The organism is Streptomyces sp. NPDC004658 (genome assembly GCF_040609555.1).
Lineage (GTDB): Bacteria > Actinomycetota > Actinomycetes > Streptomycetales > Streptomycetaceae > Streptomyces.
In genome coordinates, this window is the sequence record NZ_JBEXKG010000002.1 from 146,292 (window position 1) to 172,664 (window position 26,373).

Annotated in this window: 23 protein-coding genes and 2 pseudogenes; 19 read left to right on the forward strand and 6 right to left on the reverse strand. The window is 70.3% G+C overall.

The window, feature by feature from the left end; genetic code table 11:
• Positions 1-366: 366 nt before the first annotated feature.
• Positions 367-660 (forward strand): annotated as a pseudogene (locus ABZV94_RS01935) (response regulator transcription factor); the annotation flags it as partial.
• Between the two features lie 198 nt (positions 661-858).
• On the opposite strand, the gene ABZV94_RS01940 reads toward ABZV94_RS01935, so the two are convergent.
• Positions 859-1,527 (reverse strand): CBS domain-containing protein, encoded by a 669-nt coding sequence (locus tag ABZV94_RS01940; RefSeq protein WP_356336151.1) that lies wholly within the window; start codon positions 1,525-1,527, stop codon positions 859-861.
• 10 nt (positions 1,528-1,537) lie between these two features.
• Positions 1,538-1,768, reverse strand: a pseudogene (locus ABZV94_RS01945) (cyclic nucleotide-binding domain-containing protein); the annotation flags it as partial.
• A 638-nt stretch (positions 1,769-2,406) separates the two neighbouring features.
• Between ABZV94_RS01945 and ABZV94_RS01950 the strand changes: the two are divergent.
• Genes ABZV94_RS01950 through ABZV94_RS01965 form a run of 4 tightly spaced genes read left to right on the forward strand, consistent with a single transcriptional unit; the run spans position 2,407 to position 7,017 of the window.
• Positions 2,407-3,822 (forward strand): amino acid permease, encoded by a 1,416-nt coding sequence (locus tag ABZV94_RS01950; RefSeq protein ID WP_356336254.1) that lies wholly within the window; start codon positions 2,407-2,409, stop codon positions 3,820-3,822.
• 29 nt (positions 3,823-3,851) lie between these two features.
• Positions 3,852-5,066, forward strand: a complete 1,215-nt coding sequence (locus tag ABZV94_RS01955; RefSeq protein WP_356336153.1) for an arginine deiminase — start codon at positions 3,852-3,854, stop codon at positions 5,064-5,066.
• A gap of 22 nt (positions 5,067-5,088) precedes the next feature.
• Entirely contained in the window at positions 5,089-6,090 is a 1,002-nt protein-coding gene (gene argF, locus ABZV94_RS01960; RefSeq protein ID WP_356336154.1) for an ornithine carbamoyltransferase, read from the forward strand.
• A 3-nt stretch (positions 6,091-6,093) separates the two neighbouring features.
• Positions 6,094-7,017 carry a carbamate kinase gene (locus tag ABZV94_RS01965; protein WP_356336155.1) on the forward strand — a complete coding sequence of 308 codons (924 nt, stop codon included), beginning with the start codon at positions 6,094-6,096 and terminating at the stop codon, positions 7,015-7,017.
• A gap of 38 nt (positions 7,018-7,055) precedes the next feature.
• Here the strand turns inward: ABZV94_RS01965 and sulP are convergent, their stop codons facing one another.
• Positions 7,056-8,768, reverse strand: coding sequence for a sulfate permease (gene sulP, locus ABZV94_RS01970; protein WP_356336156.1), 1,713 nt, complete (start codon positions 8,766-8,768; stop codon positions 7,056-7,058).
• Between the two features lie 232 nt (positions 8,769-9,000).
• On the opposite strand from sulP, the gene ABZV94_RS01975 reads away from it, so the two are divergent.
• The 4 genes from ABZV94_RS01975 (at position 9,001) to ABZV94_RS01990 (ending at position 12,631) form a co-directional block, all read left to right on the forward strand.
• Entirely contained in the window at positions 9,001-9,633 is a 633-nt protein-coding gene (locus ABZV94_RS01975) for a hypothetical protein (RefSeq protein WP_356336158.1), read from the forward strand.
• Between the two features lie 163 nt (positions 9,634-9,796).
• Positions 9,797-10,702 (forward strand): universal stress protein, encoded by a 906-nt coding sequence (locus ABZV94_RS01980; protein ID WP_356336160.1) that lies wholly within the window; start codon positions 9,797-9,799, stop codon positions 10,700-10,702.
• A 28-nt stretch (positions 10,703-10,730) separates the two neighbouring features.
• On the forward strand, positions 10,731-11,753 hold the full coding sequence (gene adhP / locus ABZV94_RS01985; RefSeq protein ID WP_356336162.1) for an alcohol dehydrogenase AdhP: 1,023 nt from the start codon (positions 10,731-10,733) through the stop codon (positions 11,751-11,753).
• A gap of 5 nt (positions 11,754-11,758) precedes the next feature.
• Positions 11,759-12,631, forward strand: a complete 873-nt coding sequence (locus tag ABZV94_RS01990; protein ID WP_356336164.1) for a universal stress protein — start codon at positions 11,759-11,761, stop codon at positions 12,629-12,631.
• Between the two features lie 15 nt (positions 12,632-12,646).
• On the opposite strand, the gene ppk2 is transcribed toward ABZV94_RS01990, so the two are convergent.
• Positions 12,647-13,450 (reverse strand): polyphosphate kinase 2, encoded by an 804-nt coding sequence (ppk2, locus tag ABZV94_RS01995; protein ID WP_356336166.1) that lies wholly within the window; start codon positions 13,448-13,450, stop codon positions 12,647-12,649.
• 75 nt (positions 13,451-13,525) lie between these two features.
• Here ppk2 and gap point away from each other — a divergent pair, with 75 nt between their 5' ends.
• Positions 13,526-14,539: a type I glyceraldehyde-3-phosphate dehydrogenase gene (gene gap / locus ABZV94_RS02000; protein ID WP_356336168.1), complete on the forward strand. Its 1,014-nt coding sequence runs from the start codon at positions 13,526-13,528 to the stop codon at positions 14,537-14,539.
• 40 nt (positions 14,540-14,579) lie between these two features.
• On the opposite strand, the gene ABZV94_RS02005 is transcribed toward gap, so the two are convergent.
• Positions 14,580-16,811 (reverse strand): PAS domain S-box protein, encoded by a 2,232-nt coding sequence (locus ABZV94_RS02005; RefSeq protein ID WP_356336170.1) that lies wholly within the window; start codon positions 16,809-16,811, stop codon positions 14,580-14,582.
• A 375-nt stretch (positions 16,812-17,186) separates the two neighbouring features.
• Here ABZV94_RS02005 and ABZV94_RS02010 point away from each other — a divergent pair, with 375 nt between their 5' ends.
• Genes ABZV94_RS02010 through ABZV94_RS02020 form a run of 3 tightly spaced genes read left to right on the forward strand, consistent with a single transcriptional unit; the run spans position 17,187 to position 21,137 of the window.
• Positions 17,187-19,883: a GNAT family N-acetyltransferase gene (locus ABZV94_RS02010; RefSeq protein WP_356336172.1), complete on the forward strand. Its 2,697-nt coding sequence runs from the start codon at positions 17,187-17,189 to the stop codon at positions 19,881-19,883.
• A 13-nt stretch (positions 19,884-19,896) separates the two neighbouring features.
• A complete protein-coding gene (locus tag ABZV94_RS02015; RefSeq protein WP_356336174.1) occupies positions 19,897-20,628 on the forward strand; it encodes a CBS domain-containing protein in 732 nt (243 codons plus the stop codon).
• 11 nt (positions 20,629-20,639) lie between these two features.
• Positions 20,640-21,137, forward strand: a complete 498-nt coding sequence (locus ABZV94_RS02020; RefSeq protein ID WP_356336176.1) for a flavodoxin domain-containing protein — start codon at positions 20,640-20,642, stop codon at positions 21,135-21,137.
• 29 nt (positions 21,138-21,166) lie between these two features.
• Here ABZV94_RS02020 and ABZV94_RS02025 read toward each other — a convergent pair whose 3' ends face one another.
• On the reverse strand, positions 21,167-21,862 hold the full coding sequence (locus tag ABZV94_RS02025; RefSeq protein ID WP_356336178.1) for a universal stress protein: 696 nt from the start codon (positions 21,860-21,862) through the stop codon (positions 21,167-21,169).
• Positions 21,863-22,025: 163 nt separating this feature from the next.
• Here ABZV94_RS02025 and ABZV94_RS02030 point away from each other — a divergent pair, with 163 nt between their 5' ends.
• From ABZV94_RS02030 to ABZV94_RS02055, 6 genes are all read left to right on the forward strand, one after another.
• Complete coding sequence (locus ABZV94_RS02030) at positions 22,026-22,928, forward strand: universal stress protein (RefSeq protein WP_356336180.1); 903 nt, start codon at positions 22,026-22,028, stop codon at positions 22,926-22,928.
• 68 nt (positions 22,929-22,996) lie between these two features.
• Positions 22,997-23,287, forward strand: a complete 291-nt coding sequence (locus ABZV94_RS02035; RefSeq protein WP_356336182.1) for a PEP/pyruvate-binding domain-containing protein — start codon at positions 22,997-22,999, stop codon at positions 23,285-23,287.
• Between the two features lie 185 nt (positions 23,288-23,472).
• Entirely contained in the window at positions 23,473-23,814 is a 342-nt protein-coding gene (locus tag ABZV94_RS02040) for a metalloregulator ArsR/SmtB family transcription factor (protein WP_356336184.1), read from the forward strand.
• On the forward strand, positions 23,811-25,535 hold the full coding sequence (locus ABZV94_RS02045) for a SulP family inorganic anion transporter (protein WP_356336186.1): 1,725 nt from the start codon (positions 23,811-23,813) through the stop codon (positions 25,533-25,535). Before ABZV94_RS02040 ends, ABZV94_RS02045 begins: the two co-directional genes overlap by 4 nt.
• 153 nt (positions 25,536-25,688) lie before the next feature.
• Complete coding sequence (locus ABZV94_RS02050; RefSeq protein ID WP_356336188.1) at positions 25,689-25,937, forward strand: hypothetical protein; 249 nt, start codon at positions 25,689-25,691, stop codon at positions 25,935-25,937.
• A complete protein-coding gene (locus ABZV94_RS02055) occupies positions 25,937-26,362 on the forward strand; it encodes an ATP-binding protein (protein ID WP_356336190.1) in 426 nt (141 codons plus the stop codon). The genes ABZV94_RS02050 and ABZV94_RS02055 overlap by 1 nt, the downstream gene beginning before the upstream one ends.
• Positions 26,363-26,373: the final 11 nt, after the last annotated feature.

The following is a 26,373-nucleotide window of genomic DNA, read 5'->3' on the forward strand; positions in this document are numbered from 1 at the left end:
GGCAGGCCGACCTCAACGGCGGCGCCGGGACAGTGCCTCGAAGGGTGGTCGGCCGGCGAACACAACGGTGAGCGGACCAGGACCGGAGTCGGTACAGGTTGATGATGGCCCGACAGCGGGCTTTGACGACGAGGAAGAGCGGAGATTTTCGATGGGATGCAATTGCGGTGGTGGCGGCCGGGACGGACAGGTCACGGTTCCTGCGCAAGGACAGGGCGTCATTCCCGGCGAACCGCTCGTACGCTACGTATGGGTGAGCCCTTACGGCTCTGCAGTGCCGTACCGCACTCCTGCCGAGGCTCAGGCGGCCGTCGATGCGGGGGGTGGCAGCTGGGTGAAGATGGACATGTCGGACGGCCGCGTGTGGTGATCGGCGAGGCCGGCACGGTGGAGCAGGCACTGGTGCGGGTCCCCGCGCTGCGCCCCCAGGTGGCCGTGCTTGACGTCCGGCTGCCCGACGGAGACGGCGTGACCGTGTGCCGGGAACTGCGCTCCCGCATGCCCGAGCTGGCCTGCCTCATGCTGACCTCCTTCGACGACGAGGAGGCACTGCTGGATTCGATCATGGCGGGCGCGTCCGGGTACGTCCTGAAGCAGATCCAGGGCTCGGATCCGGTGTCAGCCGTGCGCACGGTGGCCGGAGGCCAATCGCTCCTTGACATCGCCACTCAGGTCCAGGACCGCCAGCGGCAGGAATGACACTGAAACCGGGGGCGATGGGGTACGAGAACGAACGAATCGCCGGGCCGCTCCCAGACGGTATGGCGGCCTGTTCAAGCGATCCGGCTTGAAAGTACGGCCAGTGGATGCCACTGGCGTGGTGTGAGTGGACCAGCCCATCGGGCGGCGGCACCACGCTCACCCGGTGGGCACCCGCAGTGAGTACATCCCGGTGAGTATCCGCGAAGTTGCTGCTCGGGCAGGGGACAGGTTTTCGCCGCCGTCCACGGGAGCGGCGGTTGACTCCGCCGCGCTTTCGGAGTGCGTCAGCTTGAACTCCACGTCGACCACGCCCTCGACGCCCCGGACCAGGCGCGCGGCCACCGGGACCAGGGAGGTATCCCGGGCGTGGCCGATGAGCTTCACGACGCCGCCTCGCACCTCCACCTGCACGGCCGGCACCAGCGCAGGGAAGAGATGCGCCACGACCTCCCGCCGGACCTCCTCGGCGATCTCCTCATCGTCCCGCAGGAACACCGTGAGCAGGTCCGCGCGGCTGACGATGCCCTGCAGCATGCCCGCGTCATCGACGACGGGCAGGCGCTTGACCTTGGCGTGGGCCATGGTCCGCGCGGTCTGGGCGAGTGTCGCGTTCGCGCGGACGGTGAGGGCAGGAGAGGTCATGAGGTCCTCGGCGGTGAGGCCCCCGGCCTTGGCCAGGTCGTCGAGACGGCGCAGCTGGGTCGCCCGGTCGGGGTCGCTGTCGCGGAACTCCTCCTTCGGCAGCAGATCGGACTCGGAGACGACGCCGACGACACGGCCCTCACCCTCGAGGACGGGCACGGCGCTGACCTTCCAGTCCTGCATGAGTTGGACGGGACAGTCCGACGAGTTCGTTGTGACCGAGGGTCTCGATGATGGCGCGGCGCTGGCCGGGGACGTGTGTGTCGAGGTCGATGGAGCCGGTGCGGATGATCCAGAACCGGTCCGCGCGTGCGCCTTCGTTGAAGATGCGCGTCCCCTGCGCGAAGGCCACCTCCCGGGCCAGACGCATGAGCCGTTGCCGGTGCTCGGTGGGCAGCGCGCGCAGCATGCTCGGAGTGTTCATGGCCGGTCTCCCGGCCAGGGTGTACGGGGACTGATTACCTCCAGCGTGCGGCGCCGACTCCTATCGGGCGAAGGGCCATTGGGGCCGGGGCGGGGCCATCCGGCCCCGAGGCAGATGGCAGCGAAGACGGCCGCCGCCCCCATGTCAGGGAGGGCGGCGGCCGTGGCGCGAGGATCGTGCCTCCCCAACACGCGACTCGCCCGCAAGCCCTCGCGGCTCCTGGGGTCTTTGGGAGAACCGCCCCATCTCGAACGAGCCGTAAGGACATGGCACCGTCGGCCGGGCGACACCGTGTCGCGTGCCCGGCCGTAGCTCTTGCCTCGATTGTCGAGCTCGGCACGGTGCCGGCGATGGGGCCGGGCGGGCCATGCCGTGGACCGAACGGCCCATGTCCTGTGACCAGGAGCACCGGGAGGCGGACGAGTTGGGCTCTCCAGGCCTGTGACAGCGGGACCATCGGGGTCCCGCGTGGGCCGTGTGGCCGCTAACAGCACCCTGCTGAGGCGCAGAAGATCAGTTGCGGATATCGACTCACCCACACCGGTCTGTAAGGAGCCTCAGCCATGCCCAGAACCACAGGAGACGGAAAGGGGACGGCGCCCACGACGGCGCTCGGTCTTCCCGCCGCCTCCGCGCTCGTGATCGGCAGCATCATCGGCACCGGAGTCTTCGCGCTGCCCTCCGCCCTCGCCTCGTACGGGCCCATTTCCCTCGTCGCGTTCCTCGCCGTCACCCTCGGCGCGCTAGCGCTGGCGATGACCTTCGGCGGGCTCTCGAAGCGTGTTCCGGCCAGCGGCGGTCCGTATGTCTACGCTCGCGAGGCCTTCGGGGAGTTCGCCGGGTTCCTCAACACGTGGTCGTACTGGATCACGGCCTGGGCCGGCAACGCGGCCATCGTCGTGGCCTGGGTCGGTTACGTCGAGGTATTCGTGAACACCGGGCACCACACGTGGGTCTCGGTGCTTCTCGCGCTGGCCGGGCTGTGGATCCCCGCGGTGATCAATCTCACGGGCGTGCGGAACATGGGCGCGTTCCAGGTGATCACGACCGTGCTGAAGTTCGTCCCGCTGATCTTCATGGCCACCGTCGGGCTGCTGTTCGTCGACGCCCACAACTTCGGCCCGTTCAACGCCAGTGGCCAGTCGGCGCTGGGCGCGATCTCGGCCGCGGGCGCCATCGCCCTGTTCAGCTACCTCGGTCTGGAGGCGGCCTCCGTCGTCGCCGGCCGGGTCCGGGACCCGGAGCGCAACGTTCCCCGCGCCACCGTCTACGGCACGCTCATCTGCGCCGTCATCTACATCCTGGGCACCCTCGCCGTCTTCGGCACCGTCGCCCACGGCAAGCTGGACGGATCCACCGCGCCGTTCACCGACGCGGCGTACAGCATCTTCGGCGGCAGCTGGGCCGGCGACATCGTCGCCGTCGCCGCGATCATCTCGGGCATCGGCGCCCTGAACGGCTGGACCATGCTGTGCGCGGAGATGCCGTACGCGGCCGCCCGCGACGGGCTCTTCCCACAGGCCTTCGCCCGGCTGCGCGGCGAGAGCGGCGTCCCGGCATTCGGCATCGTCGCCTCGACGGTGCTGGCCTCGCTGATCACCGTGTTCAGCTACACGCGCTTCACCGACGTCTTTACCAAGATCGTTCTGCTCAGCGTGTTGACCGCCGTGATCCCCTACCTGTTCTCCGCCGCCGCCCAGCTGTACTGGCTGCTGGTGCGAGGCCGGGAGAGTCTCAGCCCCCGCAGATTCGCCCGTGACGTCACCGTCGCCGGGCTCGCCCTCGCCTTCTCGTACTGGTCGATCCAGGGAAGCGGCTACCAGACCGTCTACTACGGCCTGTTCGTCCTGCTGCTCGGCGTCCCCGTCTACGTCTGGCTGAAGCGGGGCCAGGACACCTTCGGCGAAGACGCGGCGCCGAAGACCGCGGCGATCCCGGCCCAGCAGGAACGGGCACCCGAGACGCCCCCACCGGCCCCGCGGCTCTCCCGAGGGCTCCGTACCAGCCGCATCGGCGGACCCCGCAAGCGGAATGACCTCCGCCACCACAACTGACCGCTCCCAGCACAGAGGAACCCCCGGCGATGAACACTTACCACGTCGACTCCGAGGTCGGCCCGCTGCGACAGGTGATCCTGCACCGCCCCGGCCTCGAACTCTCCCGCCTCACCCCGCGCAACGTCGACGCCCTGCTCTTCGACGACATCCTGTGGGCCAAGCGAGCCCGTGAGGAGCACGACGCCTTCGCCCAGGTCCTGCGCGACCACGGCGCCCGCGTGCACTACTTCGCCGACCTGCTGACACAGACTCTGGATGTCCCTGAGGCCCGCGACTGGCTCCTGGAGCAGGTCGTCACTCCTGGCACCGTTGGCGCGGCCCTCATCGACCCCGTGCGCGAACTGTGCGTCGAACTGGACGGGGAGACCCTCGCCGGATACCTGATCGGCGGCCTCCTCAAGAGCGACCTGCCGCTCGACAGCCCGCACAGCCTGGTGTGGAACGCGCTCGGCGCCGACGACTTCGCGCTCGCCCCGCTGCCCAACCACCTCTTCCCGCGCGACAACTCCTGCTGGCTGTACGACCAGGTGTCGGTCAACCCGATGGCCAAGCCCGCCCGGCGCCGCGAGAGCCTGCACGCACAGGCCATCTACCGGTTCCACCCGATGTTCGCCGGTATTGCGCCCGCGCCGCTGCTCGACGGACCCGTCGGCACCCTCGAAGGCGGGGACGTCCACGTCCTCGGTAACGGGGCCGTCATGGTCGGCATGGGGGAGCGCACCACGGCCCAGGCCGTGGAGAACCTGGCCGCCCGGCTCTTCGCGGCCCGTACGGCGAGCAAGCTGATCGCCGTCCAACTCCCTGCGGCCCGTGCGTACATGCACCTGGACACCGTGCTGACCATGGTCGACCGTGACGCGTTCGTCATCTACCCCGGCCTCGCCGACTCCCTGCGCTCGTGGACGCTGCGGCCCAGTGACAGCCGTGAGACCGGGTTCGACGTCACCGCGAACTCCGATCTCGCGACCGCGCTCGCCGAGGCCCTCAACCTGGACAAGGTCCGGATGCTGTCGGCTCCCCAGGACATCCGCAACGCCGAACGCGAGCAGTGGGACGACGGCAGCAACTTCCTCGCCCTCGCGCCCGGTGTGGTCGTCGGCTACGAGCGCAACGTCACCACCAACACCTACCTGCGCAAGCAGGGCATCGAGATCGTCACGATCGCCGGTGCCGAACTCGGCCGCGGCCGGGGCGGCCCCCGCTGCATGAGCTGCCCCATCGAACGCGACCCGGTCGCCTGACCCACCGTAAGGACCGCCCATCATGACCGTCGACCTGCGAGGCCGCTCCTACCTGAGCGAACTCGACTTCACCGCCCGCGAGATCCACCACCTCCTCGACCTCGCCCACGACCTCAAGGCGGCCAAGCGCGCCGGCACCGAACAGCCACAGCTGACCGGCAAGCACATCGCCCTGATCTTCGAAAAGACATCCACCCGCACCCGCTGCGCCTTCGAGGTCGCCGCCGCCGACCAGGGCGCCCGCACCACTTACCTCGGCCCCGGCGACACCCACGTCGGCCACAAGGAGTCCATCGCCGACACCGCGCGTGTGCTGGGCCGCATGTTCGACGGTATCGAGTACCGGGGCTCCGCCCAGTCGATCGTCACCGAACTCGCCGCCCACGCCGGAGTCCCCGTCTACAACGGCCTGACCGACACCGCCCACCCCACCCAGAGCCTGTGCGACATGCTCACCATGCGCGAGCACAGCACCAAACCGCTCACGGACGTCAGTTACTGCTACCTCGGTGATGCCCGCAACAACATGGGCAACTCCCTGCTCTCGATGGGCGCGCTGCTCGGCATGGACGTGCGCATCGCCGCGCCCAAGGCGCTGTGGCCGGAATCCGCGCTGGTCGCCACATGCCGTGAAGTGGCGGGCCGCAGCGGGGCTCGGATCACCCTCACCGAGGACGTCGAAACCGCCGTACGCGGTGCCGACTTCCTGCACACGGACGTCTGGGTCTCCATGGGCGAACCGGCCGACACCTGGCGGGAGCGGATCGAGCTGCTGCTGCCCTACCAGGTCAACGACAAGACGCTCGCCCTCTCGGGAAACCCGGACGTGAAGTTCATGCACTGCCTGCCGTCCCTCCACGACCACCGCACCCGGCTCGGCCAGGAGCTGTTCGAGGCCTATGGCCTGGACGGACTCGAGGTCACGGACGAGGTCTTCTCCTCGCCCGCCTCGATCGTCTTCGATCAGGCGGAGAACCGGCTGCACACCATCAAGGCCCTACTCGTCGCCGCCCTGGAGGACTGAACCATGCGCATCGTCGTCGCCCTCGGCGGCAACGCCCTGCTGCACCGCGGAGAACGCCCTGACGCCGCCGTCCAGCAGGCCAACATCGACCGGGTCGCCACCGCCCTGGCCGCCCTGGCACAGGAACACGAGCTGGTCATCACCCACGGCAACGGCCCGCAGATCGGCCTGCTCGCCATGGAGAGCGAGGCCGACCCTGCCCTCAGCGCCCCCTACCCGCTGGATCTGCTGGGTGCCCAGACCGAGGGCATGATCGGCTCTCTGCTGGCGCGCACGCTCCACAATGCGCTCCCCGGTCGCCGTATCGCCGCCCTCATCACCCACACCTTCGTGCGGGCCGACGATCCCGCCTTCGACCGGCCCACGAAGTTCGTCGGCCAGGTGTACTCCGCGTCGATGGCCAAGGCGCTGGCACGCAAGCTGGGCTGGCACATCGCCCGTGACACCACCGGCTGGCGCCGTGTTGTCCCCTCCCCGTCGCCCGAACGGATCCTGGAGACGGACACCATCCACGAGCTGCTCACGGATGGCGCGCTGGTCGTGTGCGCCGGCGGCGGGGGCGTTCCGGTCATCGCCGACTCCGACACGGGCGCGCTCAGCGGCGTGGAGGCCGTCGTGGACAAGGACCTCACCGCGGCCCTGCTCGCCGAGGACCTGAAGGCGGACTTCCTTCTCATCCTCACCGATGTCCCCTGCGTCTACGACGGCTACGGCACTCCGGATCAGCGGCCGGTCCTCGACGCCACCCCCGGCGACCTGCGTGGCGGCGGGTTCCCCGACGGCTCGATGGGACCAAAGACGGAGGCCGCGGCACGGTTTGTAGAGCGCACTGGTGGGCTGGCGGCGATCGGTGCCCTGGATGCGGCCTACGAGATCGTCCACGGCAGGTCGGGCACGCTGATCCGGCAGGACCTCACTGCCGGCTGACGACCGGTGGAGGGCGGCGCCCTGAAGGAGCAGGATGCCTACTGCTCGCCGCACCAGGTACGGTACGCCGCCACCGCGGTCGGCAGCGTCGGAAAGATGAGGTCCCTTCCGACGGCGTCCGCCAGGCCGTACGCCTTGAGGTCGTTCAGCAGTTCCTGCTTCACCCGGGCCAGAGCGAACACGATGCCGCTGCCCGTGAGCTCCCGGCGCAGCTCGTCGACCGCGTCGAGGGCCGTGATATCGACCTCGACGTTGGCCTCGGTGTTCAGGACGAACCAGCGCACCGAACCGGCCTGTTCGTCGACGGCGGCCATGGCCCGGCGCCGAAAGTCCTCCGCGTTGGCGAAGAACAGAGGCGAGTCGTAGCGGTAGACCAGGAGACCGGGGATCGTGCGCGCCTGCGGATAGTCGTCCACATCATGCATGCCCGCCACTCCCGGCACCAGCCCCTCGACCGCGTCGTGCGGGCGCGCGACCCGGGTCAGCAGCTCGGCCACCGACAGGCCGACCGCCACGATCACCCCGTAGAGGATGTCCAGGACCAGTACGCCGACCAGGCAGCCGAGCGCAAGCAGGAGTTCGCGGCGGCGGAAGGAGGCCAGGCGTCGGAAGCCTGCCAGGTCGATCATGCGGACGGCCGCGTAGATGACGAGCGCGCCGAGCGCGGCGGAGGGCATGCGGGTCAGCAGCGGGCTGAGAAAGAGCAGGACTGCCAGCACCACAGCGCCGGAGACGAGGGAACAGACCTGGCTGCGCGCGCCGGTTGAGGAGGCGAGGGCGGTGCGGCTGGCGCTGCTGCTGACCGGGAAGCCGTGCAGGACGCCGGCACCGAGGTTGGCCGCCCCCAGTGCCAGGAACTCCTGGTTGGCGTCGAGCCTGGGGCCCTCCTCTTCGTGGCGTGTGAAGGCACGCGCGGTGAGGATGAAGTCGGTATACGCCACCAGGAGCACTCCCAGCGCGGGCAGCACCAAACGCGGCAGCTCGCCCATGTCCGGCAGTGCGAGGGACGGCAGCCCCGACGGGACCTGGCCGATCACCTTGACGCCGTGCCGGTGGTCGAGGCCGAAGAGGGTGACGGCTGCCGTGCCGAGGATCACCGTGAACAGCGGTCCCGGCACCGCCGGCACGTACCGCTTCACCGTGAACAGGAACACGAGTGCGATCGCGGAGAAGGCGAGCGTTGGCGGATCGGTGTTCCCCAAGTGCACAACGAAGAACCACAGTTGCGGGAAGAACTCCGAACCGGTCGTCCGTACGCCGGTGAGCCGGGGCACCTGGTCCACCATCATGATCAGTGCCACTCCCGCCAGATAACCCGTCAGGACCGGACGGGAGAGCAGGTCCGCCAGGAAGCCCAGCCGCACCACCCTTGCGACCAGGCACAGCAGGCCGACGGTGGCAGCGAGGGCCGCGGCCAGCGACGTGTAGCGTTCGGGGTCCCCGGCGGCGAGGGGACCCACCACCGTGGCGGTCATCAGGGCGGTGGTGGATTCCGGCCCGACCGACAGCAGCCGGGTGGACCCGAACAGCGTGTACATCGCGAGGGCGGGCAGGATCGCCCACAGTCCGGCGACTGGTGGCAGCCCGGCCACGCCCGCATAGGCCATCACCTGCGGTACGAGGTACGCCGCAACCGTCACGCCGGCCAGCAGGTCGCCCCTTAGCCACGAGCGCCGGTAACCGAACAGGGCGTCGAGGCCGGGTACCAGCCGACGCCACCAAGACAACAGTCTGCCCGCACCCTGAGCCATGTGCCGCCCCTCTCTGCCTGGGCCCAGCATCCATGGCCGCGCGATCATCCGCGATACCCGCCCGGTCCTCCACCTGCCCGGTTCACCACCCCCAGGCCAACGGGCCCCGTGGGCAGGGACGTTCAGCCCAACGGATGGAGACCTTCGGCATCCGGCGCGTCACCAGGCATCGGACGAGAGTGAGACACGTCAAAGAGACGACGATTCGTACATCCCCGAAGGGATCACCATCATGGCCGTGCACGAGCACCCTCACCGGAGCCCGGGCTTCCACCTGTCGGCCGCCTTCCGCTGGCACCGGACCGGCTCCGGCTCCCAGTCCGCAGTGTCGGCACGTCTCGGCACGCACACCGCGCAGGCCTACGCCCTCGCATCCCTGCGCATCCTGACCGGCTTCGTCTTCCTGTGGGCGTTCCTGGACAAGGCCTTCGGCCTGGGCTACGCGACCGCCTCCGGCAAGGGGTGGATCGACGGCGGGTCGCCGACGAAGGGTTTCCTCGGTTCCGTCGCCGCCGGGCCGATGGAGTCGACGTTCCACTCCTGGGCCGGCGACACGTGGGCGGACTGGCTGTTCATGCTGGGCCTGCTCGGCCTCGGCCTGGCCGTCACGGCCGGTGTGGCGCTGTGGCCGGCCGCGGTGGCGGGCACGGCGATGATGGCGCTGATGTGGATCGCCGAGTGGCCGCCGGCCAGGCACCTGTCGAACGGCGCGCCGAGCATGTCGACGAACCCGTTCACCGACTACCACGTGATCTACGCTCTCGCGCTGATCGCCGTGGCGGCAGCGGGCGCGGGCGCCACCTGGGGCCTGGGTCGGCAATGGGCGCGGCTGCCGATCGTCCGTGACCACACCTGGCTGCACTGACCCCGCACGCGGCGGGACGGGCCCCGCTCCGGGCCCGTCCCGCCACCCCGTGCCCGGGGCCCATTGTCCGCGCCGAAGGACCAGCGGCCCCTGCCCTGAAGAACCCCCGAACACGACGCTGGAACCGGGTCCCCTCGGGCCCCCGGTTCAGGAGGTGGAGAACATGTCCCGCACCATCACCGTCGGCCTCGACGGCTCACCCGAGAGCCGCGCCGCCGCGGAATGGGCGGCCCGCGAGGCGGAACTGCGCGGACTGCCGGTGAAACTCGTCCAGGTATGGGAGCCCGTCCCGGAGCCCATGGCCCAGGCCCCGCTCCTCGGCGCCGAGACGCACCAGTACTGGACCGAGAGAATCCCCCGCGAGTCCGCCGACGGCCTGCGACTGCGCCACCCCGGCGTCGAGGTGACCACCGAGCAGCTCACCGGACGTCCCGCCGAAGCCCTGGTCAACGCGGCCGAGGACGCCGACATGCTCGTCCTCGGCTCACGCGGACTGGGCGGGATCGGCGGCTTCCTGGTCGGCTCGGCCGGCCTCGCGGTCGTGGCGCACACGAAGAAGCCCGTCGTCCTGGTCCGCGCCGGCGAGCAGGCCGCGGATGAGCACGAGATGGACCCGGCAGGCATTCCCTCCGCGGCCACGGCGTTCCGTCCCGTCGTCCTCGGGCTCGACATCTCCGGCGCCGACGAGGCGCTGATCGGGTTCGCCTTCGACGCGGCCGCCCGGCGCGGTACCTCCCTGCGGGTCGTGCACGCCTGGAACCCGCCGCCCTACTACGCCTACGGCATGGCCCTGGAGCCCGTGATCGAGCGGGAGATGGCCAAGGGCGACGCCGTGGTCCTGAGCGAGGTGCTGCGCCCCTGGAGGCAGAAGTACCCGGACGTCGACGTCGTGGAGCAGTCGGGCTACGGCAGTCCCTCGCTCCTCCTGATCGACGCCTCCCACGAAGCCTCCCTGGTCGTCGTCGGCCGCCGTATCCGCAGCTCCTCCGTCGGCGCCCACATCGGCACCGTCACCCACGCCGTCCTGCACCACTCCACCGCCCCCGTCGCCGTCGTCGCCCACGACTGACGCACCCCTCCAGAGGAGAGAACAGATCATGAAGGCAGCGGTCGTACGGGCCTTCGGCGAGCCCCTGGTCATCGAGGAACGCCCCGACCCCGAACCCGGCCCCGGCCAGGTCCGCATCCGCGTGGAGGCCTCGGGGCTGTGCCACACCGACATCCACGCCGCGCACGGCGACTGGCCGGTCAAGCCGACCCCGCCCTTCGTACCCGGCCACGAGGGTGTGGGCCTAGTCGAGAAACTCGGCGAGGGCGTCACCCACCTGTCCGTGGGTCAGCGGGTCGCGGTGCCCTGGCTGGGCAAGGCGTGCGGACGGTGCGAGCACTGCCTTTCAGGCTGGGAGACGCTGTGCGAGCAGCAGATCAACACCGGTTACGGATGCGACGGCGGCCATGCCGAGAAGATGCTGGCCTGGGCCGACTTCGCCCAGCCCGTCCCGGAGGGCGTCACACCGTTCGACGCGGCCCCCCTGACCTGCGCCGGCGTCACCACGTACAAGGCCCTCAAGGTCGCCGACGTCCGGCCCAGCCAGCTCGTCGCGGTCTCCGGCGTCGGCGGCCTCGGCCACCTCGCGCTGCAGTACGCCAAAATCGCCGGCGCCACCGTCGCGGCCATCGACGTCACCGACGACAAGCTCGAACTCGCCCGCGAGCTCGGCGCCGACCTCGTCATCGACGCCCGCAAGCAGGACGTCGGCAAGGAGCTCAAGAAGCACGGCGGAGCCCACGCCGCGATCGCCCTCGCGGTGAACCCGGCCGCGTTCGAGGCCGCGGGCTCCGGCCTGCGGCGCGGCGGAAAGCTCGTCATGGTGGCCCTGCCCGCGCACGGCACGATCCAGGTGCCGATCTTCGACACCGTCCTCAACGGTACGTCCGTCATCGGATCCATCGTGGGCACCCGGCAGGACCTCACCGAGGTCTTCCAGCTCCACGCCGCCGGCCGGACCAAGGTCATCTACGAGACCCGTCCTCTCGCCGCCGTGAACGAGTCCATCGACGCCGTGCTGCGCGGCGACATCAAGGCCAGGATCGTCTTCGACCTGGGTGCGGAAAGGTGAGCACGATGGAAATGCCGCTGGTCGTCGGCGTCGACGGTTCCGAGCCGAGCCTGCGCGCCGCCGACTGGGCGGCCGACGAGGCCGCCCTGCGCGATCTGCCGCTGCGGCTGGTGTACGCATCGCTGTGGGAACGGTACGAAGGCACCTCGCTCGCGGACGATCTCGGCAAGCCTTCGGACCAGGTGATGGCCGAGGACATCGTCGAGACCGCCGCACGCCGGGTCCGCACCCGGCAACCCGACGTGAAGGTCACTGTCGACGTGCTGCCCGAGGAACCGGAGTACGCGCTGGTCCGCGAGAGCCGCACCGCCGCTGCCGTGGTCCTGGGCTCACGCGGCCGAAGCAGCCTGGCAGAGGCGCTGCTCGGCTCGGTCAGCGTGGCGGTGGCCGGCCACGCGCACTGCCCCGTGATCGTGCTGCGCGGAGGCCACGACAACCGGGCCGCATCTGGCAGGCACGGCCGCATCGTCGTGGGCGTCGGCGAGGAGCCGACGGATGCGGCTACGGTGCGCTTCGCCGTCGAGGAGGCCCGACGCCGAGGCGTTCCGCTGGAAGCGGTACGTGCCTGGCGCTGCCCCGCGCACGAGACGACCGACCACCCCCTGCTGGCCGGCGAACCGGCCCGACTGCACGAGCAGAAGGCCGCTGAGGTGCTGGAAGGCGCCCTGCGGGACGTCCCGGCTGATGTGGAGGTGCATCGGCGTACCGTCGAGGGCCACGCCCGCCAGGTCCTGCTCGGCGCCTCTGCTGACGCCGACCCGCTCGTGGTCGGGGCCCGGCGCCGCGAGGGCCACTACGGCCTCCAGCTCAGCCGTGTCGCGCACGCGGTACTGCACCACGCCGCCTGCCCCGTCGCCGTGGTACCGCAGCGGGCGTGAGTGGGGATGACCGGCTTACAGGCTCGCCGCGTGGTCCGGGACGTACGTCTGCAGATCGCGCGGCGGCCGCTCGTAGCCGGTAGACGGCGGCCGATGCGGAAGCTCCAGAACCGGTGGCGGCACGTCGTGATAGGGAACCGAGCCGAGCAGGTGGGCGATCATGTTCAGCCGGGCACGGCGCTTGTCGTCGCTCTCCACGACGTACCAGGGCGCCTCGGAGATGTCCGTGTGGATCAGCATCTCGTCCTTGGCCCGCGAGTAGGCCTCCCAGCGGGTGATCGACTCCAGGTCCATCGGCGACAGCTTCCAGCGGCGCAGCGGGTCCTCAAGGCGGCGCCGGAACCGCTCCTGCTGCTCGGTGTCGCTCACCGAGAACCAGTACTTGCGCAGCAGGATCCCGTCCTCCACCAGCATCCGCTCGAAGATCGGGCACTGCCGCAGGAACAGCTGGTACTCCTCCTTTGTACAGAAGCCCATCACGTGCTCGACCCCGGCCCGGTTGTACCAGGACCGGTCGAACAGCACGATCTCCCCCGCGGCCGGCAGATGCTCCACATACCGCTGGAAGTACCACTGCGTGCGCTCGCGCTCGGTCGGCTTGGGCAGCGCCGCGATCCGCGCCACCCGCGGGTTCAGATGCTCGGCGACCCGCTTGATGGTGCCCCCCTTGCCCGCCGCATCCCGCCCCTCGAAGATCACGACCAGCCGGGAACCCTCCGCCCGCACCCACTCCTGCAGCTTCACCAACTCGGTCTGCAGGCGCAGCAGTTCCTTCTCGTACACCTCGCGCGGCAGCTTCGCCGCCTTCTTACCGGCCATGCCGCCTCCACTATCGATGACTCACTGAGCCACTCCCCACCACGGTAGGCCCCAACTGTAAAGGAGCTCCTCACCATGACCGTACGCGTCGGCATCAACGGCTTCGGCCGCATCGGCCGCACCTATCTCCGCGCGGCCCTCGACCGCGCGGAGGCGGGCACCCAGGACGTCCACGTGGTCGCGATCAACGACATCGCCCCGCCCGCCACCCTCGCCCACCTCCTGGAGTACGACTCGACGTTCGGGCACATCGGACGCGAGGTCGTGCACGACGACAGCTCCCTCGTCGTCGACGGCCGGCGTATCGCCGTCACCGCCGAGCGCGACCCGGCCGCTCTGCGCTGGTCCGACTACGGAGCCGACATCGTCATCGAGTCCACCGGCCGCTTCCGCGACCGCGACTCCGCTGCCCTGCACCTGAAGGCCGGCGCCCACACAGTGCTCCTGTCGGCGCCCGGCAAGGGCGTCGACGCCACCATCGTGATGGGCGTCAACGACAACACGTACGACCGGCACCGCGACCGGATCATCTCGGCCGCCTCCTGCACCACCAACTGCCTCGCCCCGATGGTCAAGGTGCTCGACGAGAACTTCGGCATCGACCGCGGCCTGCTGACCACCGTCCATGGCTACACCAACGACCAGTCCCTGCTCGACGGCCCGCACAAGGATCTGCGCCGCGCCCGTTCGGCGGCGCTGAGCATCATCCCGACCAGCACGGGCGCCGCCCGCGCGGTGGGCCTTGTACTGCCGGAGCTGGCCGGCGCACTGGACGGGATCGCCGTCCGGGTGCCCGTGGAGGACGGCTCGCTCACCGACCTCACTGTGGTACTGAACCGCGAGGCCACGGTGGACGAGATCAACGCCGCCTTCGCCGCGGCGGCCGAGGGCCCGCTGAACGGCATCCTGCGTGTCTCTACGGCGCCCATCGTCTCCCGCGACGTCATCGGCGACCCGGCCTCCTGCGTCTTCGACGCCGCGCTCACCCAGGCCAACGGCACCCTGGTCAAGGTCTTCGGCTGGTACGACAACGAGTGGGGCTATACGAATCGGCTGCTGGACCTGACGGAGTTGGTCTCCGACAGCTGAAGGCAGGGGGAGCCCCAAGGCGTCGGCTCCTGGAGTCTTCTCACAGCCTGAGACTGAACCAGGTCGTTTTCCCCTGGTCCATGGGCCGCACGCCCCAGTCGTCGGCGAGGGCACGAACGAGCAGCAGGCCACGCCCGGACTCCTCGTCCTCCGCCGCGAGGCGCGGATGGGGCAGGTGGGGGTTGCGGTCGCTGATCTCCACGGTGAGATCGGTTTCCGTGCGGCACACGTGCACCCCGATGGGGCCCTGGGCGTGCTGCACGGCATTGGTGAGGAGCTCGGAGAGCAGCAGCAGCGCGTCGTCCGTCGTGCCCGCGCAGTCCCACGTGCTCAGTGCCTTGGAGAGGAATTCGCGGCCCGCCGGCACGGACTCCGGCGCGGAAGGCAGCTCCGTGGTGGCCGTGGCCAGCGGAGCCGCGGGCAGCTGCGTCAGCAGCAACGTGACGTCGTCGTGGCCGTCCGCGTCGGGGAGCAGCGTCGACAGGACATGGTCGGCGGCACCCTCGAGGTCGGGCATCGCGGTCGGGAGCCCGTCCAGGGTGGCGACCAGCTGGCCGAGCTTGTCCTCGATGTCGGTGCCGGGGGTTTCTATCAGGCCGTCGGTGTAGAGCACGAGAATGGCCCCGGGCTCGATGGTGCTGCAGCACTGCTCGTAGATCACGCCACCGACACCGAGAGGGGCGTTCACGGGTGCCGGAAGCGTCCGGGTGGGTGCACCAGGGACGGCGACGAGAGCCGGCAGGTGGCCGGCGGAACACACGGTCACCTCGCCGGCGTCGGCGGCGATGACCAGGTAACAGCAGGTGACCAGCTGGTCGGGGACATCGAGATCGGCGACGACGGTGTCCATCGCCTGCATCAGTTGCCGCGGCTGCAGCCCGGTCTTGGCCAACGCATGTGCAGCCGACCGGAGCTGACCCATGACCGCCGCGGCCTCAAGACCCCGGCCCATCACATCACCGATCAGCACACCTACCCGCCCGGCGCCCAGCGGTATCAGGTCGAACCAGTCACCGCCGACACCAGCTCCCTGGGTCGCAGGCCGGTACCGGCTGGCGGTCGCGAGACCGGGGATGGCCGGCGGCGTACCCATCAGACTGCGCTGCAGGGTCAGGGCGATGTGCCGCTGCTGCTCGTACAGCTCCGTCAGCTCTGCCTCGGCGCGCTTGCGGTCGCTGATGTCCCGCACGATCGCACACGCGCCGACGACCGCGCCGTCCGCCGCCCGCGTCGGCCACAGGGTGACATCCACGTCCAGCAACGCTCCGGAGCGGGTGAGCCGCAGTGTCTCGAAGTGCTCGACCTTCTCCCCTCGGCGCAGCCGCTCCAGGAGCGCGGTGATCTCGTGCTCCCTCGCCGACGGTGCCAGCACGGACATGTGCCGGCCCAGGACCTCGTGCGCCGTGAACCCGTACAGCCGCTGGGCCGCAGCGTTCCAGTACGTGATGCGGCCATCGAGGGTGTTCGCGAGGATGGCGTCCTGCGAGGACTCAACCAGCGCGGCCAGCTCGGTGATGCGCTCTTCGGCGGCTTTGCGTTCGCTGACGTCTCGTACGGCGGCGGAGACGAGGAGGCCGTCAGTGGTTTCCAGGGGGCTGAGGCTGATTTCGACGGGGAACTCGGTGCCGTCTTTGCGTAGTCCGTAGAGGTCGAGTCCGGCGCCCATGGGGCGGATCTGCTGGTTGTGGGCGTAGCCGTCGCGGTGTGCGGTGTGGTGGGTGCGAAAGCGGCCGGGGACGAGGAGTTCGACGGGGTGGCCGAGGAGTTCTTCGCGCTGGTAGCCGAAGAGGGCTTCGGTCTGGGCGTTGACGAGGCGGATGGTGCCGGTGTCGTCGACGATGACCATGGCGTCCGGCGCCGCCTCCAACAGCCCCCTGAACCTCTCTTCGGCGGCTTTGCGTTCGCTGACGTCTCGTACGGCGGCGGAGACGAGGAGGCCGTCAGTGGTTTCCAGGGGGCTGAGGCTGATTTCGACGGGGAACTCGGTGCCGTCTTTGCGTAGTCCGTAGAGGTCGAGTCCGGCGCCCATGGGGCGGATCTGCTGGTTGTGGGCGTAGCCGTCGCGGTGTGCGGTGTGGTGGGTGCGAAAGCGGCCGGGGACGAGGAGTTCGACGGGGTGGCCGAGGAGTTCTTCGCGCTGGTAGCCGAAGAGGGCTTCGGTCTGGGCGTTGACGAGGCGGATGGTGCCGGTGTCGTCGACGATGACCATGGCGTCCGGTGCCGCCTCCAACAGCCCCCTGAACCTCTCCTCGGCGGCGCCGGGAACGCCCACGGGGACCGCGGCGCCGCACCGGCACGTGCCAGGTTCCACCGTGCGGGCGGGATCAGGTGGTGCTGTTCCGGTCAAGCCGCTCATTCTCGTCCTCGCCCCCAGGCTTACGTTGAGACAGGTCATCCCAACGCAAACCACGTGGTTCTGCCATAACAAGTCGTGTAGTGGCCCTCAGTGCCCGAACTTGTGCGCACACGACGACCGCGGTGACCGTTCCGTGGCGGCGGCCGTCCGGTCACTGCCAGAGGGGCGATGTACGGACACGCACCTGGGAATAAGGGCCGACCGGCCCTCAAGGACCTCCGCACAGCCCATGGGATCGCCTCGTGATCCGCCTGATGCTCGAATCGTCGAGAGGCTTGGAGGAGATACCTGATGTCGGACGCCGTACTCAACCGCCCCCCGGTTCACGCCCTGCTTGCTGATGGCGCCACCGTGTGCATCCGCCCCGTAACGCCGGCCGACCACGACCAGGTGCAAGGGCTCTACGAGGAGATGTCCCCGGAGAATCTTCGTCTCCGGTTCTTCTCGCTGAGCCCGCGGTCCGCCGCCCTGGCTGCCGACCGGGCCTGCACCCCCGCGCACCCCGGCTCCCGGGCCCTGCTGGCCGAGACGCATGGTCAGGTGATCGGACTCGCCGAGTACGACACGGCGGGGGAGAAGAAGGACGAGGCAGAGATCGCCATCGCCGTCTGCGACGGATTGCACCACCGCGGAGTGGGCACCTTGCTCGTCGAGCACCTGGTCTCCGCCGCCCGCGCCGACGGCATCACCACCTTCACCGCCGACGCGCTCAGCGAGAACCGCGAGATCCTCCAGCTCTTCGCCGACCTCGGCCTGCGCACCGCCCGCCGGTTCGAGGGTCCCGAGGTGCGCTGCACCATACGGCTGGACGCGGACGACGCCTACTTGTCGGCCGTGGAGGCCCGGGGCCGGTCGGCCGACGTGGCCAGCCTCGAGCCGCTGCTGCGCCCGAACGTGGTCGCGGTCGTCGGCGCCGGACGCAAACCCGGCTCGGTCGGCCGGGCGGTCCTGCACCACCTGAAGGCGGGCGGCTACACCCGTCGCCTGTTCGCCGTGAACCCGAGCGTGAACCACATCCTCGGCGTGCCGTCGTACCCGTCCGTGAGCGCACTACCCAAGACACCCGACCTTGCAGTCGTGGCCGTCCCCGCCGCGGCGGTCCCGGCCACCGCCGAGGAGTGCGGCAAGGCCGGTGTCCGGGCGGTGCTCGTCGTCACCGCCGGCCTCGACGCCGACCAGGCGCAGGCGCTGCTGGCCGCGTGCCGCACCCACGGCATGCGCCTGGTCGGCCCCAACTGCCTCGGTATCTCCCACACCGACCCCGACCTGCGTCTGGACGCCACGTTCGCCGCCGACCACCCGCTCCCCGGCACTGCGGGCGTCGCCGTGCAGTCCGGCGGCGTCGGCATCGCTCTGCTCGACGGGCTGTCCCGGCTCGGCATCGGCGTCTCCTCCTTCGCCTCCCTCGGCGACAAGTACGACGTCAGCGGCAACGACATGCTCCAGTGGTGGGAGAGCGACGGCCGCACCGAACTCGCCCTGCTGCACCTGGAGTCCTTCGGTAGCCCGCGGGCCTTCTCCCGCACCGCCCGCCGCGTCACCCGCCGCATGCCTGTCCTGACCGTGGACGCAGGCCGTACCGAGGCGGGCCGCCGTGCCGCGGCCTCGCACACCGCGGCGGCCGCCACCCGCACCATGACCCGGCAGGCGCTGTTCACCCAGGCCGGCATCACCGCGACCCGCTCGGTCGGCGAACTGCTGGAAACCGCAGCCCTGTTGCACTCCCAGCCGCTGCCCACGGGCAGCCGGGTCGCGATCGTCACCAACGCGGGCGGTGTCGGAGTCCTCGCCGCGGACGGCTGCACAGAGGCGGGACTCTCCTTGCCGCCGCTCCCTTCTGAGGTGATCGAAGATCTGCTCGCCGTGCTCCCCCGGGGCGCCGCGGTCGGCAATCCCGTCGACGCCACCGCCGCCGTCACCGAGGACGAGCTCGCCGACTGCCTGGACCGGCTGATGAATCACCCGGGCGTCGACGCGGTCCTGGTGGCTCTCGTGCCCACGGCGGTCGCCGTCGCCACAGGCGACGACCTCATCCGGGCCCTCACCGGTGCCCCTGCGCACCGGGCCAAGCCGATCGCCGCGGTACGCCTCGAACAGGACCTGCCAGTCAAGCTGCTGCCCGCCGCCGACGGTGGCACGGTTCCCTCCTATGCCGAACCTCAAGCGGCGGCACGGGCGCTGGCCCACGCCGCACGCCGAGCGGCCTGGCTCGCCCGGCCCGTAGGCACGGTCCCGGAACTCGACGGCATCGACACCACGCGTGCCCAGGAGATCACTGACACCTTCCTGGCCGCGCATCCGGACGGCGGCTGGCTCGACCCGCGCACCTGCGCCGACCTGCTCACCTGCTACGGCATCCCGCAGATCTCGTGGGCGTGGGCGGAGACCGAGGACGAGGCCGTTCTCGCGGCCCAGCGGCTGCGCGGTCCGGACGACCGGGTGGTGATGAAGGCACACTGGCCGGGGGTGGTTCACAAGAGCGAGCAGCGTGCCGTGCACCTCGACCTCCAGGGCGATGCGCAGGTGCGAGCCGCGTTCCGGGACTTCGAAACCCGGTTCGCGGGGCTGCTCACCGGTGTGGTCGTACAGCCGCTCGCGGCGCGCGGCACCGAACTGTTCGCAGGCGTCGTCCAGGACGAGGTCTTCGGCCCGCTCGTGCTGTTCGGCCTCGGCGGCACCGCCACCGAGGTCCTCGGCGACGACGCCGCACGACTTGCCCCGCTCACCGACCACGACGTGCACGACCTGATCACCGCACCGCGCTGCGCCCCGCTGCTGTTCGGAGCCCGCGGTAGCGGGCCAGCCGACCTCGAAGGCCTGGAGCAGCTGCTGTCGCGCCTGTCCCGCATGGCGGCCGACCTGCCCGAGCTCGCTGAGGCCGACTTCAACCCCGTGCTCGCGACCACGGCCGACGTCTGCGTGCTCGACGCTCGGGTGCGGCTGGTGCCGCGCACGCCCCAGGACCCCTATCTGCGCCGACTCCGCTGAGGAGGAACCAGAGATGAAGCACAACAAAGTCGGCTCCGTGATGACCACGAACGTCGTCCGCGCCTCGTACGGCACCCCCTTCAAGGAAGTGGCACGGCTGCTCACTCACCACAGGATCAGCGGACTGCCGGTCGTGGACGAGGACGAGAAGGTCATCGGCGTCATCTCCGAGACGGACTTGCTGGTCCGCCAGGCCGAAACGGCCGACCCCCATGAGCCGAAGCACCGCCTCCGGGATCTGGCGTTGACACGCATCGGAAGGCAGCGGGCCGCGCAGGCGGCGGCCCGCACCGCCGGCCGGCTGATGACCGGACCGCCCGTCACCGTGCGCGCCGAGGACACTGTCGTCGAGGCCGCGCGGACCATGGCCCAGCGGCGCGTCGAGCGGCTACCGGTCCTGGACGAGGAGGACCGGCTCGTCGGCATCGTCACCCGCCGGGACCTGCTCCAGGTCTTCCTCCGGCCGGACAGGGAGATCCGCGACGAGGTGGTCGAGGAAGTCCTTGTCCGCGCGTTGTGGCTGCCCGCGCGGAGTGCCGACGTCTCCGTGGTGGAGGGTGTGGTCACGCTCGCCGGCCAGATGGAGCGCAAAAGTGAGACCGAGATCGCCGTCTCCATGACCAAGCAGATCGACGGCGTGGTCGCGGTGGTCGACGACCTGACCTACCGCCTGGACGACAGCCACGTCCAGCCTGCCGAGGCTGCTCTGCACGGTGTGGCCGACGACTGGCTGCGCCGCCGCTGAGGGGGACCGCCATGACCCGCAGGGTTCTGGTCGCCTACGGGACGACGAACGGATCGACCGCGCAGATCGCCGAGGCCGTCACCCAGGTCCTCTGCAAGGAGGGGCTGACGGCCGAGGTACGGCCCGCACCATCGGTGACGGACATCGAGACGTACGACGCTGTGGTCGTCGGAGGCGCGCTGTATGCCGGTCGTTGGCACAGGGACGCGCGCCGCTTCGTCCGCCGCCACCGCCGTGCCCTGGCCGAACGCCCCCTGTGGTTCTTCAGCAGCGGGCCGCTGGACGCTTCGGCCTCGGAGCGGAACGTCCCGCCGGTGTCCGGCGTGCGGCGCGCCATGGACCGGCTCGGCGTCAGGGAGCACGTCACCTTCGGCGGCTGTCTGGAGGCTGGTGCGCGGGGCGGAGTCGCACGGATGATCCTCCGCAACGGTAAGGGCGGCGACTTCCGCGACTTCCCCGCGATCGATGCCTGGGCGCAGCGGATCGCCGAGGAACTGACGACCGCTTAGGTCATCACACGCCGTGGCCTGCCTGCGCTCTACGGCACGAGGGCGACCGGACTCCGGGCTTCGCGCAGCAGGGCTTGCACGAAGCCCGGGGCCTCGCCGGAGCCGCGGCCCACGACCAGGAGTGCGGCGCCCTCGGCATGGTGGAGCAACGCATCGGCGGGGGTGAGTAGAACGACATCCTCGAGCACCGGAACCCGCGGGTACTTCACCCGCCAAGGCCGCAGCGCGTCGGCCAGCAGTTGCACTTCGTGGTCCTCCCAAGTGGCGCGGTCCTCCTCGGGAATGCCGAAGCGCAACCCGGCGGCGCAAGACGGGAGTTCCCAAGCGTGGACGGCGTGCAGCCGTACGCCCCGGACCTGAGCGGCGCCGAAGGCGAAGTCGATGGCCTGCTCCGCCGGGTGACGGGCGTCGATCCCGAGGGTGATCTGTTTGGCGCGGCGCGCCGGAGTTGCGACGGGTAGCAGTACCACTGGGCAGGCGAAGGCGGTCGTAGACGTGAGTGCGGCCGAGCTTGTTGCCAGGTCGGTGGTGTCGTCCTCCGTCGTGGGCAGGTCGAGCACAAGCATCGCCGCAGTACTCAGATCGTCCGGCGGTGAGCCGTACCGCACCTCCAGCGGCAGCTCGCGCAGCGACGCCTCGTGTGCCGCCCACTCCACGGCCGTACGGCTACCGCCTGACCTGTTGACGCAGGCAATGACTACTTGGCTCACGGCGATCGCCTCCACAGCACACGGGTGACCCACTCTCACGCCTCCTACCGTGCCGACCACCCCGGGACCGGCGCAGGGGCCGAATGGACCTGCGTGAGCCCTTGCGGCCCATACCCGACAGGTCACCCCAGGACGACGCTGGCAGTAAGGAGCAGACCAAGCGCAGGAGGTGCGCACCATGCTGTCGCCCGTCATCGCCGGAGTGGACGGATCGGCCGAGAGCCTCGCCGCCGCAGAGTGGGCCGCCCGCGAGGCGCTGCGTCGTGACCGACCGCTGCGACTGGTGCACGTCTGGGACTGGCACCCGCGCGGACACGACGGCGAGCCCGCGAACGCCGCGCAGCGGCAACTGGCGCGCCGCGGCCTACGGCAGGCGGAGGAGCGCATCCGCAGTGTCGTACCCGACGTGCTCCTCACCGACGAGCAGGTCGAAGGCCCGGCGACCGCGGCCTTGCTGAAGGCTGCCGAACAGGCCGACCTGCTGGTGCTGGGCTCGCGCGGCCTGAGCGGCTTCACCGGGCTTCTTGCCGGCTCCGTCGCCCAAGGTGTTGTCGCGAAGGCGGCCCGTCCCGTGGTCCTGGTACGGGCGGGGGAGGAGGCCGAGGACGAGCACTTCCCGGCGGACGACGGCAGCCCGTCCACCCGCACCGGCTGCCTCGATGTGGTGCTCGGCATCGACCTCGCCGATGCCTGCGACGAGGTGATCGAGTTCGCCTTCGCGGAAGCCCAGTTGAGGCGAGCTCGGCTGCGTGTCGTGCACGCCTGGCAGCCGCCTTCCGCGATCAGTCTCGGCCCCGGCGACATCGCTCTGGTCGACGATCCGCAGCGGGCCGAGGAATGGCAGGGGTTTCTGCACGCGGTGCTGGCGGTGTGGCGGGAGAAGTACCCCGATACCGAGGTCCTGGAGACCGTCGTGGCGGGCAGGGCCTCCACCGCGCTGGTCCGGGCCGCCTCCGCGGCGAGCCTCCTCGTCGTCGGCCGTCGCCTGTCCGAGCGACCGGCGCTTGCGCGCATCGGCCCCGTCACCCATGCCGCCGTCCATCACGTCGGCTGTCCGCTGGCCGTCGTGCCCCACGAGTGAGGGACCGGAGAGCGCGATGAGCACACCGACGACGTACGTGTACGTCTTCGCCGAGGGCGCGCCGGGAGATGGCCGGCCTGCTCGGCGGCAAGGGAGCCGGCCTGGCCGAGATGACGCGGCTGGGGCTGCCCGTACCGCCGGGCTTCACCGTCACCACCGAAGCCTGCGACGTCTACCTCGCGACGGGGCAGGAGCCGCCGGAACCCGGCACCGAGGAGGCCCGTGCTCTGGCCGGCCTGGAACGGGCCGTGGGACGCTGGATGCCGAACCAGATACCGGACGGAATCGTCGAGAACCCTCCTCCCTGCCGGGCACGACATCGACTGCAAGATCGAGGGCTCCGGGGCGATGCAGCCTGAATCCAGCGTGATCGAGAACGTCTGACCGCCCCTGCACCGCCGGTGCAGCGCTTCCGGTTGCGCACTAATGACGAATTGCAAAATTTCGCAATTGGTTAGATGCTGTGTTTGTTGTGTCTGCAGGCAGCCGTGGGCACAACCTTTCGTCCGCGCCCCCCTGGGGTCTTGAGGGAAGCCGAGGGGCCGTGTCCGTTCCGCTGTACCAGGCCAAGGCCGAGTTCTTCCGGATGCTCGGTCATCCCCTGCGGATACGGGTGCTGGAGCTCCTGCAGGACGGACCGAAGCCGGTGCGGGACCTGCTCGCGGAGATGGAGGTGGAGCCGTCCAGCCTCTCCCAGCAGCTGGCTGTGCTGCGCCGCTCCGGGATCGTCACCTCCACGCGAGAGGGTTCCACGGTCGTCTACGAGCTGGCCGGCGGCGATGTCGCTGACCTGATGAAGGCGGCCCGGCGGATCCTGACCGAGATGCTGGCTGGGCGGAACGAGCTGCTGGCCGAACTGAGGGAAGCCGAGGTCGCCGCGCGATGACCTCGGGCATCAGCCGGGTCTGGGCCCGGGTCTCGGCACTGCTGCCCGCCCGCGCCGATCTGGACCAGGTCCGCCGCGACCCGCGCCGGGATCTGCTGGCCGGATTGACCGTGGCGATCGTCGCGCTGCCGCTCGCGCTCGGTTTCGGGGTCTCCTCCGGATTGGGCGCGGAGGCGGGCCTGGCGACCGCCGTGGTCGCCGGTGCGCTCGCTGCCGTCTTCGGCGGTTCGAACCTTCAGGTGTCGGGACCGACCGGCGCCATGACAGTCGTACTCGTGCCCATCGTCGGCAAGTACGGCCCGAACGGCGTCCTCACCGTCGGCCTGATGGCGGGCCTGATGCTCCTCGCACTGGCCGCGCTGCGCGCCGGGAAGTACATGCAGTACGTGCCCGCCCCCGTGGTCGAGGGCTTCACCCTCGGCATCGCCTGCGTGATCGGGCTCCAGCAGATCCCGAACGCCTTGGGCGTTCCCAAGCCCGAGGGCGACCGGGCCGTGGCCGTCGCCCGGCGAGCGATCGAGGCGTTCGCGAAGGACCCGAATTGGACCGCGCTCGCCTTCGCGGTCAGCGTGGCCGTGGTCATGCTGGTCGGCGCCCGGTGGCGGCCGACGATCCCCTTCTCCATCGTCGCGGTGACCGCCTCGACGATCGTGGCCCAGGTTGCCGGACTGGATGCGGCGAAACCGATCGGCGCCCTGCCGGCGGGGCTGCCGGTTCCTTCGCTGTCCTTCTTGGACATGGGCTCGTTGGGCACTTTGCTGGCCCCGGCCGTCGCGGTCGCGGCCCTGGCCGCGCTGGAGTCGCTGCTGTCGGCCTCGGTCGCCGACGGCATGACCGTGGGACAGAAGCACGACCCGGACCGAGAGCTGTTCGGCCAGGGACTGGCCAACATCGCCGCCCCGCTGTTCGGCGGCGTTCCGGCGACCGGTGCGATCGCCCGCACCGCAGTCAACGTCCGCACCGGCGCGAGCTCCCGGCTCGCCGCGCTCACCCACGCCGCCGTCCTCGCCGTCATCGTCATCGCCGCGGCACCGCTGGTGTCCAAGATTCCGCTCGCCGCCCTCGCCGGTGTCCTGCTCGCCACGGCTATCCGTATGGTGGAGGTCGGCTCGCTGCGGGCGATGGCCAAGGCGACCCGCTCGGACGCGGTGATCCTCGTCCTGACCGCCGTCGCGACGCTCGCCCTGGACCTCGTCTACGCCGTGATCATCGGCCTGGCCGTCGCGGGCGCGCTCGCCCTGCGCGCGGTGGCCAAGCAGGCCAGCCTCGATCAGGTGCCGCTCGACCGGGGCGACCACAGCACCGAGGAACACGCCCTGCTCACCCAGCACATCGTCGCCTACCGCATCGATGGACCGCTGTTCTTTGCCGCCGCCCATCGCTTCCTGCTGGAGCTGACCGAAGTGGCGGACGTCCGCGTGGTGATCCTGCGCATGTCCCGGGTCTCGACCATGGACGCGACCGGCGCTCTGGTCCTCAAGGACGCGGTCGAGAAACTCAACCGACGCGGCATCCTCGTCCTCGCCTCCGGCATACGTACCAGCCAGCGCCAGGTCCTCGACTCCGTCGGCGCGCTGGAACTGCTGCGCCACGAGGGCAGGGAATACGGCACCACACCTGAGGCGATCCAAGGCGCCCGCGCTCACCTGGAGCGTGCCGGAGTCCTGCCCGCCGTCCCCGCCCCCGCGACCAGTCCCTCGCCGGAGGAAGCCATCCGATGAGCGCGTCCCCCACCCCCCTGCGCATGCTCGATCTGTCCGGCGCCGAGGCGCTGTGGCTGCTGGAAGGCGGCAGTCCGGGGCGCCTGCTGTATCCCCTGCGAGGGGAGCCTGTCATCCGCCCCCCGGCACGTCTTCGAGTACGGCCGGCTGGTCGTGCGGACTCCCGCCCCGAGCCTGGCGCTGCCCGAGACCGCGACGTACTGCGTCGACGAGATCTCGAAAGCGACGGGTATCGGCTGGACCCTGACCGTGGCCGGTCCCGCCGAAGTGATCAGGGATCGCGACGAGGTCGCCCACTATCGGCGCACCCTGGCTGACTGGGTCCACGGTCCGCACGACGCGGTCCTGCGGATCCACCCCGAAACCATCACCGGCTTCCGCCTCGCTCACCCGGAGGTGTGATGTCGACGCAGCTGGAGACCCTGCCGTACCGGCATGTGCTCACGCTGCCCAGCGAGCCGTCCGCGGTCCGGATCGCCCGCGAGACCGCGGAGCTGGCGCTGGTGGAGTGGAGGATCGGACTGCGTCACCCCACCGTGGGGCCGGCCCTTCTGATCCTCAGCGAACTGATCACCAACAGCGTCCGGCACGCCGCCGTCCTCTCCCCGCAGCTCACGGTCACCTACGCGGCGGGCAGGGACTGCCTCGCCTTCGCCGTTCACGACCGCCATCCCTACCAACCGCCGCTGTACGGATCAGTGACCGGAGGCAGTACGGGCGGTCTCGGCACCGTCATGGAGCTCGTTCACGGCCTGAGCGGCACCGCGGTCGTCCGACCGGACGCCGACGGCGGGGGCAAGAGCGTATGGATCACTCTGCCCCTCTGACACCCTGATCC